This is a genomic window from Micromonospora sp. NPDC049230, assembly GCF_040647875.1.
Classification (GTDB): Bacteria; Actinomycetota; Actinomycetes; order Mycobacteriales; family Micromonosporaceae; genus Micromonospora.
This window is the reverse complement of sequence record NZ_JBEZCZ010000035.1, coordinates 76,147-83,525: the sequence shown is the minus strand read 5'-3', so window position 1 is coordinate 83,525 and position 7,379 is coordinate 76,147. Positions and strand designations below refer to the sequence as shown.

At 72.1% G+C, this 7,379-nt stretch carries 7 protein-coding genes and 1 pseudogene; 2 read left to right on the top strand and 6 right to left on the bottom strand.

Annotated elements, in window-relative coordinates; genetic code table 11:
* Both AB0A95_RS25800 and AB0A95_RS25795 read right to left on the bottom strand, forming a co-directional pair.
* Nucleotides 1-329 (bottom strand): annotated as a pseudogene (locus tag AB0A95_RS25800) (hypothetical protein); the annotation flags it as partial.
* A 745-nt stretch (nt 330-1,074) separates the two neighbouring features.
* The gene (locus AB0A95_RS25795) at nt 1,075-1,386 is read right to left on the bottom strand and encodes a MazG-like family protein (RefSeq protein ID WP_357558333.1); all 312 of its coding nucleotides are present in this window, start codon (nt 1,384-1,386) and stop codon (nt 1,075-1,077) included.
* Between the two features lie 291 nt (nt 1,387-1,677).
* Here AB0A95_RS25795 and AB0A95_RS25790 point away from each other — a divergent pair, with 291 nt between their 5' ends.
* On the top strand, nt 1,678-3,048 hold the full coding sequence (locus AB0A95_RS25790) for a hypothetical protein (RefSeq protein WP_357558332.1): 1,371 nt from the start codon (nt 1,678-1,680) through the stop codon (nt 3,046-3,048).
* A 58-nt stretch (nt 3,049-3,106) separates the two neighbouring features.
* On the opposite strand, the gene AB0A95_RS25785 is transcribed toward AB0A95_RS25790, so the two are convergent.
* Nucleotides 3,107-3,892 carry a hypothetical protein gene (locus AB0A95_RS25785; RefSeq protein WP_357558331.1) on the bottom strand — a complete coding sequence of 262 codons (786 nt, stop codon included), beginning with the start codon at nt 3,890-3,892 and terminating at the stop codon, nt 3,107-3,109.
* A gap of 611 nt (nt 3,893-4,503) precedes the next feature.
* On the bottom strand, nt 4,504-4,992 hold the full coding sequence (locus AB0A95_RS25780) for a VOC family protein (RefSeq protein WP_357558330.1): 489 nt from the start codon (nt 4,990-4,992) through the stop codon (nt 4,504-4,506).
* Between the two features lie 66 nt (nt 4,993-5,058).
* Between AB0A95_RS25780 and tsaA the strand changes: the two genes are divergently transcribed.
* Nucleotides 5,059-5,481 (top strand): tRNA (N6-threonylcarbamoyladenosine(37)-N6)-methyltransferase TrmO, encoded by a 423-nt coding sequence (gene tsaA, locus AB0A95_RS25775; protein ID WP_357558329.1) that lies wholly within the window; start codon nt 5,059-5,061, stop codon nt 5,479-5,481.
* Between the two features lie 59 nt (nt 5,482-5,540).
* Here tsaA and AB0A95_RS25770 read toward each other — a convergent pair whose 3' ends face one another.
* A complete protein-coding gene (locus tag AB0A95_RS25770; protein ID WP_357558328.1) occupies nt 5,541-6,170 on the bottom strand; it encodes an MBL fold metallo-hydrolase in 630 nt (209 codons plus the stop codon).
* On the bottom strand, nt 6,170-7,255 hold the full coding sequence (locus tag AB0A95_RS25765) for an S-(hydroxymethyl)mycothiol dehydrogenase (RefSeq protein WP_357558327.1): 1,086 nt from the start codon (nt 7,253-7,255) through the stop codon (nt 6,170-6,172). Before AB0A95_RS25765 ends, AB0A95_RS25770 begins: the two co-directional genes overlap by 1 nt.
* Nucleotides 7,256-7,379 lie beyond the last annotated feature (124 nt).

Genomic DNA, 7,379 nt, shown 5'->3' with positions numbered 1-7,379 from the left:
TCGTGGTCGTTGGCGTCGCCGAGGTGGCCGAGGTTCTCCAGCTTCGACTCCTGCAGGCTCGTCGCGATCGAGATCACCGCGGCCCGCTCGGGCAGACCGGCCTTCTTCGTCGCGGCGATGATCGCCTTGGCGTTCGCGGTCTGCTCGTCGTTGAGGGTGATGCGGGACTGGTCGCCCTGCGGCTTCGGCGCGGCGCTCTGCACGGCGGCGGCGGCGGCGGGCTTGGCGTCGACGGGGTTGGCGTGCGCGGCGATCGGACCGGCGAACACACCACCGGCGAACGCGAGACCGGCAACGGACAGCACACTCTTACGCATGATCGTGTTCATGGGGGTAGCTCCTTCGGGGGTAGAACACCCGGGGCGCACCGATCGGGGCAACGGCGACCGCGGGTGTGAGCACCTCGTCCGGCGCTGCACAGACACAAGGGGGAAGGCCTTCAGAGTCGGCGGCCTGCGAGCGGGGGGCTCGCGGCGCCGGGATCCGGGTGTAACGGCCCGGGGGGCCGGGGTCATTCCGGGGGGTGGCCCGCCTGCCGGCACCTGCGTGGAGGCGGTCGGGCGGTCGTTCGTGGGGACTGCAACGACCGGGCCCGGGTCGGCATTCCAACCTGCCGGGCCTGCATCCCACACCCCTGCGGGTCGGGCGTCGGGCCGGTGGTGCTGCGATCGTCAGGGTGTGTAACGACCCCGACCCGGCCACGATTCCGGCCCACGGGTGCGACCGGTCACACGCCAAACACCCCAGAGCGGACAAGCGCGCCCAGCGGCCCCGCCCGTCCCGTCGATCATGACGCTGGCGGGTCCGACAGAGATCAAATCGCCCGTCAACCTCATGATCGACGAGGGTGCCGGGATGATCGACTCGGCTTTCTGAAAACCGGGGTGTCACACCGAGTTGGAGACCGCAACTTCCTGAAAGTCGAGTGGATCAACCACGTCGTCGCGCGGGCGCGCGGACACGACGGGCGCGCGGACGGGCGTCTCGACCCGCTTCGAGCGGCGGGCGCATGGGCGCGGAGCACGCCAGGCCTCGGGGCGCACCGGCACGTTCGCCGGAAGGACCGGAACGTTTTCAGCCGGTGAGGCGGGAGCGCACCTTGGCGGCGCAGGCGTCCAGGACGGTCCGGGCGTCCAGTCCCAGGCTCTCGATGGCCACCAACGCCGTGAACGCCACGTCGGCCAACTCCGCCGCGACGTCCTCGCGGGTGTGCGTGACGCCTTTGCGAGGATTCTGCCCGAGCACACCGACCCAGGCGGCCGACGCCTCCCCCGCCTCCTCGGTCAGTTTGAGGATGCGGCAGGTCAGTTCGGTCTGCCCGGTGCCGTTCGCCGCGTCCAACCAGTTGCGCGACGCCCGGGCCGCCTCCCAGATCAACTCGTCCACGCCGACCAGTCAACCCGACCGGCCCACCGGCTGGGACAACCGGGTACGCCCGCCGGGCAGCGAGGTACGCGAAGGCCGTCACCGGGGGTGGTGGGCGAGACACCGCAGCACGGACAGGGGACGGGCGGGACGTCCGGCAGGGCCTGACCGACCGGACAGGCACGCTTGACCAGCCGGTCAGCATCGCCATTGACACCTGTCGACGGCCGTCCTAGGTTCAGGACGCTACCGGCCGGTAGGCAACCGTCCCGCCTGGTCGCCCCGGGGCGACGTCCGTGATGGGGAGCATCGATGCTGTCCGCACCCGTTCGTACCCTCCGCCGCCTGCTCGCCGCCACCGTGCCGCTGACCCTGGCCGTCGGGTTGGCCGGTGCCGCCCCGGCAGGCGCCACCGATCGGGACCCGGGCGGCGGCCAGCCACTGCCCGGGTACACCATCGAGATCCCGTCGTTGGCCCCGCTGGTCCTGGGCGGCAAACCGACGACGGTACGCCAGGGCGTGCACCGCCACGCCGGCTACCTGATCGAGGTCCCCGCCCGGTGGAACGGCAACCTGGTGCTGTGGGCGCACGGCTACCGCGGTCAGGGCACTGTGCTCTCGCCGGAGTCGCCGGCCTTCGGGTTGCGCGAGCGTCTCCTGGAGCAGGGGTACGCCTGGGCGTCGTCCTCGTACGACCGCAACGGCTTCGACATCCGCTCCGGGGTGCTGGGCACCAGGGATCTCGCCGACCACTTCGGCCGGACGGTGCGCCGGCCACAGCACACCTACCTGGCGGGGGTGTCGATGGGCGGGTACGTCATCGGGCGCTCGCTGGAGCAGTACCCCGGCTACTACGACGGTGCGCTGCCGATGTGCGGGGTGCTCGGTGACCAGACGCTGCTGGACTTCTACCTGGACTACAACCTGGTCGCGCAGGCGCTCGCCGAGGTGCCGGCCCATCCCACTCCGGCCGACTACCTGACCAACGCGGTGCCCCGCATCCAGGTGGCGCTGGGTCTGGCGGGGCTGACTCCCACCGGGCCGGACACCACCACCGAGCGGGGCAGGCAACTGCGGGCGATCACGGTGAACCGTTCGGGCGGCCCTCGTCCCGGTGCGGACGCCGCGTTCGCGGTGTGGAAGGACTTCCTCTTCTCGATCATTGTGCCCACCGGGAGCGGCAACTCCCCCGCCCAGCGGCCCGGTCAGCTCTCCACCAACCTGCTCACCCGCTACACCCCGAACAGCCCGGTCAACGTCAACGCCACAGTGCGGCGGGTCGCCCCGGAGAACGTCGTGCAGCGGCTCCTGCCGACGCTGACCGAGGTGCCGCGGATCGCCGGTCGGCCCAGCGCGCCGGTGCTCAGCCTGCACGGCCTCGGTGACCTGTTCGTGCCGTTCAGCATGGAGCAGGCGTACGCCGCCGACGTGGCACGGCACGGTCGCGGCGGGCTCGTGGTCCAGCGGGCGATCCGGGCCACGCAGCACTGCGAGTTCACCCCGGCCGAGGCCGGCGCCGCCTGGGACGACCTGGTGTCCTGGGTCCGCACCGGCAAGCGCCCGGCCGGTGACACAGTGACGGATCCGGCGGTGGTGGCCCGCCCCGACTACGGCTGCCGGTTCAGTGACCGGGACGCGTACGCCGCCGGGGTCGGCACCCGCCGCCTCTACCCGGCCTGCTGAGCGACGACGACAACGGCCGGCCCCCTGATCGGGAGCCGGCCGGCGGTCGCATCGGGTGTCACCACATCTGCTGGACGATGTCCGCCGCCTGCTCCTCCCACTGCGCGTACGCGTAGGGGAAGGCGGAGACCTGGACGGTCTGCGCGGCGGCGGTCAGCGGCAGGTCCTGCCAGCCGCCGACGTTCTTGAGGGCGGTGAAGAACGCCGTGGCGGCGTACTCCGGGTCGGTGATCTGGTCGGGCGTGCCCCAGCCGGACGACGGACGCTGCTGGAACAGCCCCTGTGAGTCGTGGTCGTTGTACGCGCCGAGGTGGCCGAGGTTGTACAGCTTCGACTCCTGGAGCGAGGTGGCGACGCCGATCACCGCACCCCTGTCGCCGACACCTGTCTTCTTGGCGGTGTCGACGATCGCCCGCGCGTTGGCGAGCTGCGCGTCGTCGAGCGGGATGCGCGACTGTGCGCCTTCGATGCCGTGTGGGATCAGCTGGTCGCGGCTGGGCTTACCGGCCGGCGGCTTGCCGGTGGCGGAGCCGGTGGTCAGCCCCGACTCGACGGGCTGGTCCTCCTGCCGCGCCGGGGTGGCGGCCTTGGCGGTGGCCTTGCCGGTGGCCAGGTCGATGGCGGCCACGGCGCCCTGGTGCGGTCCGGTGGTGACCGGGGCGGCGGCCACGGTCGGTGCGAGCGCCAGACCGCCGAGGGCGGCCACACCCACCGCGCTGAGCGCGGTCTTGCGGTACGAGTCCTTGGCGATGGCGGGGAGCCATCGGGTGTCCTTGGCGATGGCGGGGAGCCATCGGGTGTCCTTGGCGATGGCGGGAAGCCATCGAGTGAAGTCGACCTTCACGATGGTTGCCCTCTCGATCGGGCGGAGCGTTCCGGGGTGAACGCTCCTCGGGAGATGACCGCGGAAGAGGGTTTGGGCTCCGACGGTACGGGGGACACAACCGGGTTCACGTGTCGGGCATTCCGGAAATGCCAGGCGGTCAGCCCGCTGCGGTGCCGGTCACGGGCGCGGAATCGGACATCGCGGGCTCTGCCCCGCATCGGGCAAGGCGGCCGTGACAGAGGGTGTTTTCGGAATCCGGAGGCAATACCTGACAGTCAGCCTTTGCTCTGCTTACCTATACGCACCGGCTACATCCCGTGACGATGCGAGAAGGCTCCGCAGCGGGCACAATGCGCCCATGCGCAGGTCGCGGGGCATGGTGCGTATAGGTAGGCAGAGCAAAGGGGCCAGGTGAGGGTGCGGGGAGGCAGGCGGTTGGCGGCTTGCCGCTACCGTCAGTGAGCCTCTCGGCCTCCGCACCCTGGGTAGTCGCCGTGCGGCTCCCGTGCCGGACGAGAACGCGACGGTGCCCAGCGCCCGTGGGCCGAGGTGGCTGTCACCGAGCCAGAAGGCCGGCCAGGGCCGCTGTCTGCGCCGGGGCGAGAGTGGCGGCCCGGAAGCTGGCCGACTCAGTTGTCGCCGTCACGTCCGGGCTCCGCGTCCCGCGTCCCGACCCCCTGGTCCGGCCTGACGAGTTCCTGGAACACGGTGATGTGCAGGCCGGCGGGGGCGTCGAGGCGGGAGTTGAGTGACTGCCACGGCGTACGCGTCGGCGGCGCGACCTCGCTCGCCCCGGCGGCCACCAGTCGGGTGGTCGTCGCCGCCGTGTCGTCCACCTCGAAGGCCACCCGGATGCGCGGCGCGACCTGCCGACCCACCTCGACCTCGTCGATCAGGCGTTTCTGGGCGGGGTTGGCGATCTCCAGGGTGGCGCGGCCGGCGTCCAGGATCACCACCCGGGCATCCCCCTCGCCGCTGAACGCCGCCTCCTCCGGCAGGCCCAGCGCGTCCCGGAAGAACGCGACGGCGGCCTCGTGGTCGGCGGCCTCCACCACGAGACGCAGCTGACGGACCACGGGCCCGGACGAGTCGGCGGGCACGGACGAGTCGGCGGCCATGAGCGGGATCCTAGCGCCGTGGCGGGGCTAGGTTGGGACAGTCCAGGAGGGAGGGAGGGAGCGAGGATGATGGAGAGCGATGACGCGTACCTGTTGCACCCGGTCGGGCGGGTCGCCTCGTCGTTGACCGATGCGGCGAGCGCCCCACGGCAGGGCGACGAGGGGGCGCCGTCGGCGTGGCTGGTCTTCGACCCGCAGGTCGAGCAGGCCCTGCGTGACCTGCGGGTCGGCGCGGAGGTGCTGGTGTTGACCTGGCTGGACCGGGCCCGCCGCGACGTGCTGGCGGTGCACCCCCGGGGAGACGAGAGCCGGCCGGAGACCGGGGTGTTCAGCACCCGCTCCCCGCACCGGCCCAACCCGATCGGCCTGCACCGGGTGCGGGTGCTCGCAGTGGATGGGCTGCGCGGCGAGGTGGCCGACCTGGAGGCACTCGACGGCACCCCGGTTCTGGACGTCAAACCGGTGCTGGGCGTGACCGACGAGCGCTGAGTTCGTCGACCACGCCCCAACACCTCGGAACGCCAACCCGACCCGGGTGGCCGCAGGAGTCAGTGGCCGCGGGCCAGCCACTCCTGTAGGTGTGGCGCCTCCGCGCCGATCGTCGTGTCGTCACCGTGGCCGGTGTGCACGACCGTCTCCGCCGGCAGCGTGAGCAGGCGGGTGCGGATCGAGGCGACGATGGTGTCGAAGTCGCTGTACGAGCGGCCGGTCGCACCCGGACCACCCGCGAAGAGCGTATCGCCGGTGAACACCACACCGAGGTCCGGGGCGTGGAAGCTGCACGCGCCGGGGCTGTGCCCGGGGGTGTGCAGGACCCGCAGCGCGGTGCCGGCCACCTCGATGATCTGCCCGTCGTGCAGCTCGCCGTGCGGCGGCAGGTGCGGGTGGACCAGGTCCCAGAGGACCCGGTCGGCGGCGTGCAGCAGCACCGGCGCGCCGGTGGCCTCGGCCAGCTCGGGCGCCACCCGGACGTGGTCGTCGTGGGCGTGGGTGGCCAGGATCGCCCGGACCCGCCGGTCACCCACCAGGGCGAGGATCGCGGCCACGTCGTGCGGGGCGTCCAGGATGACGCACTCGCTGTCGTCACCGATCACCCACACGTTGTTGTCCACGTCGAACGTCTGCCCGTCCAGGGAGAACGTGCCGGCGGTGACCGCGCGGTCGACCCGGGCCGTCATCAGAACACCACCACCGAGCGGAGCACGTCGCCGTGGTGCATCCTGTCGAACGCGGTCTCGACCTGGTCGAGCGTGATCTCCTCGGTGACGAACGCGTCCAGGTCGAGTCGGCCCTGTAGGTACAGCTCGGTGAGCATCGGGAAGTCCCGGCTGGGCAGGCAGTCGCCGTACCAGCTGGACTTGAGGGCACCGCCGCGCCCGAAGACGTCCAGCAGCGGCAGCTCCACCCGCATCTGCGGGGTCGGTACGCCGACCAGCACCACCGTGCCGGCCAGGTCCCGGGCGTAGAACGCCTGCTTCCAGGTCTCCGGTCGACCCACCGCGTCGATCACCACGTCGGCGCCGAAGCCGCCGGTGGCGGCCCGGATCGCCTCGACCGGGTCGGTATCGGAGGCGTTGACGGTGTGCGTGGCCCCGAACTTCCGGGCCCAGTCGAGTTTGCGGCTGTCGGTGTCCACCGCGACGATCGTCGTCGCGCCGGCCAGGGCCGCACCGGCGACCGCCGCGTCTCCGACGCCGCCGCAGCCGATCACCGCTACCGAGTCGCCGCGGGTGACGTTGCCGGTGTTCATCGCGGCGCCCAGCCCGGCCATCACCCCGCAGCCGAGCAGACCCACGGCGGCCGGGCGGGCGGCCGGGTCCACCTTCGTGCACTGCCCGGCGTGCACCAGGGTCTTCTCGGCGAACGCGCCGATGCCCAGCGCCGGGGCCAGCTCGGTGCCGTCGGTCAGGGTCATCCGCTGCTTCGCGTTGTGGGTGTTGAAGCAGTACCAGGGGCGACCCCGGCGGCAGGCGCGGCAGACCCCACAGACCGCACGCCAGTTGAGCACCACGAAGTCGCCCGGAGCGACGTCGGTGACGCCCTCGCCCACCTGCTCGACGATGCCCGCCGCCTCGTGGCCGAGCAGGAACGGGTAGTCGTCGTTGATGCCACCCTCGCGGTAGTGCAGGTCGGTGTGGCAGACCCCGCAGGACTGGATCCGGACGATCGCCTCCCCGGGGCCGGGATCGGGCACCACGATGGTGGTGACCTCGACCGGCGCGCCCTTGCTGCGGGAGATGACTCCCCGGACTTCCTGGCTCACTTCGCCTCCTCCTGCTGGTGGTGTGTCGGCAGGGCCGGACGCCGGTGGGCGGGTGTGCCACGGGCTCGGCGTCGGGCCCCGGGGCGAACCTACCGCGACCACCACGGCCAGCCCAGCCGGCCGG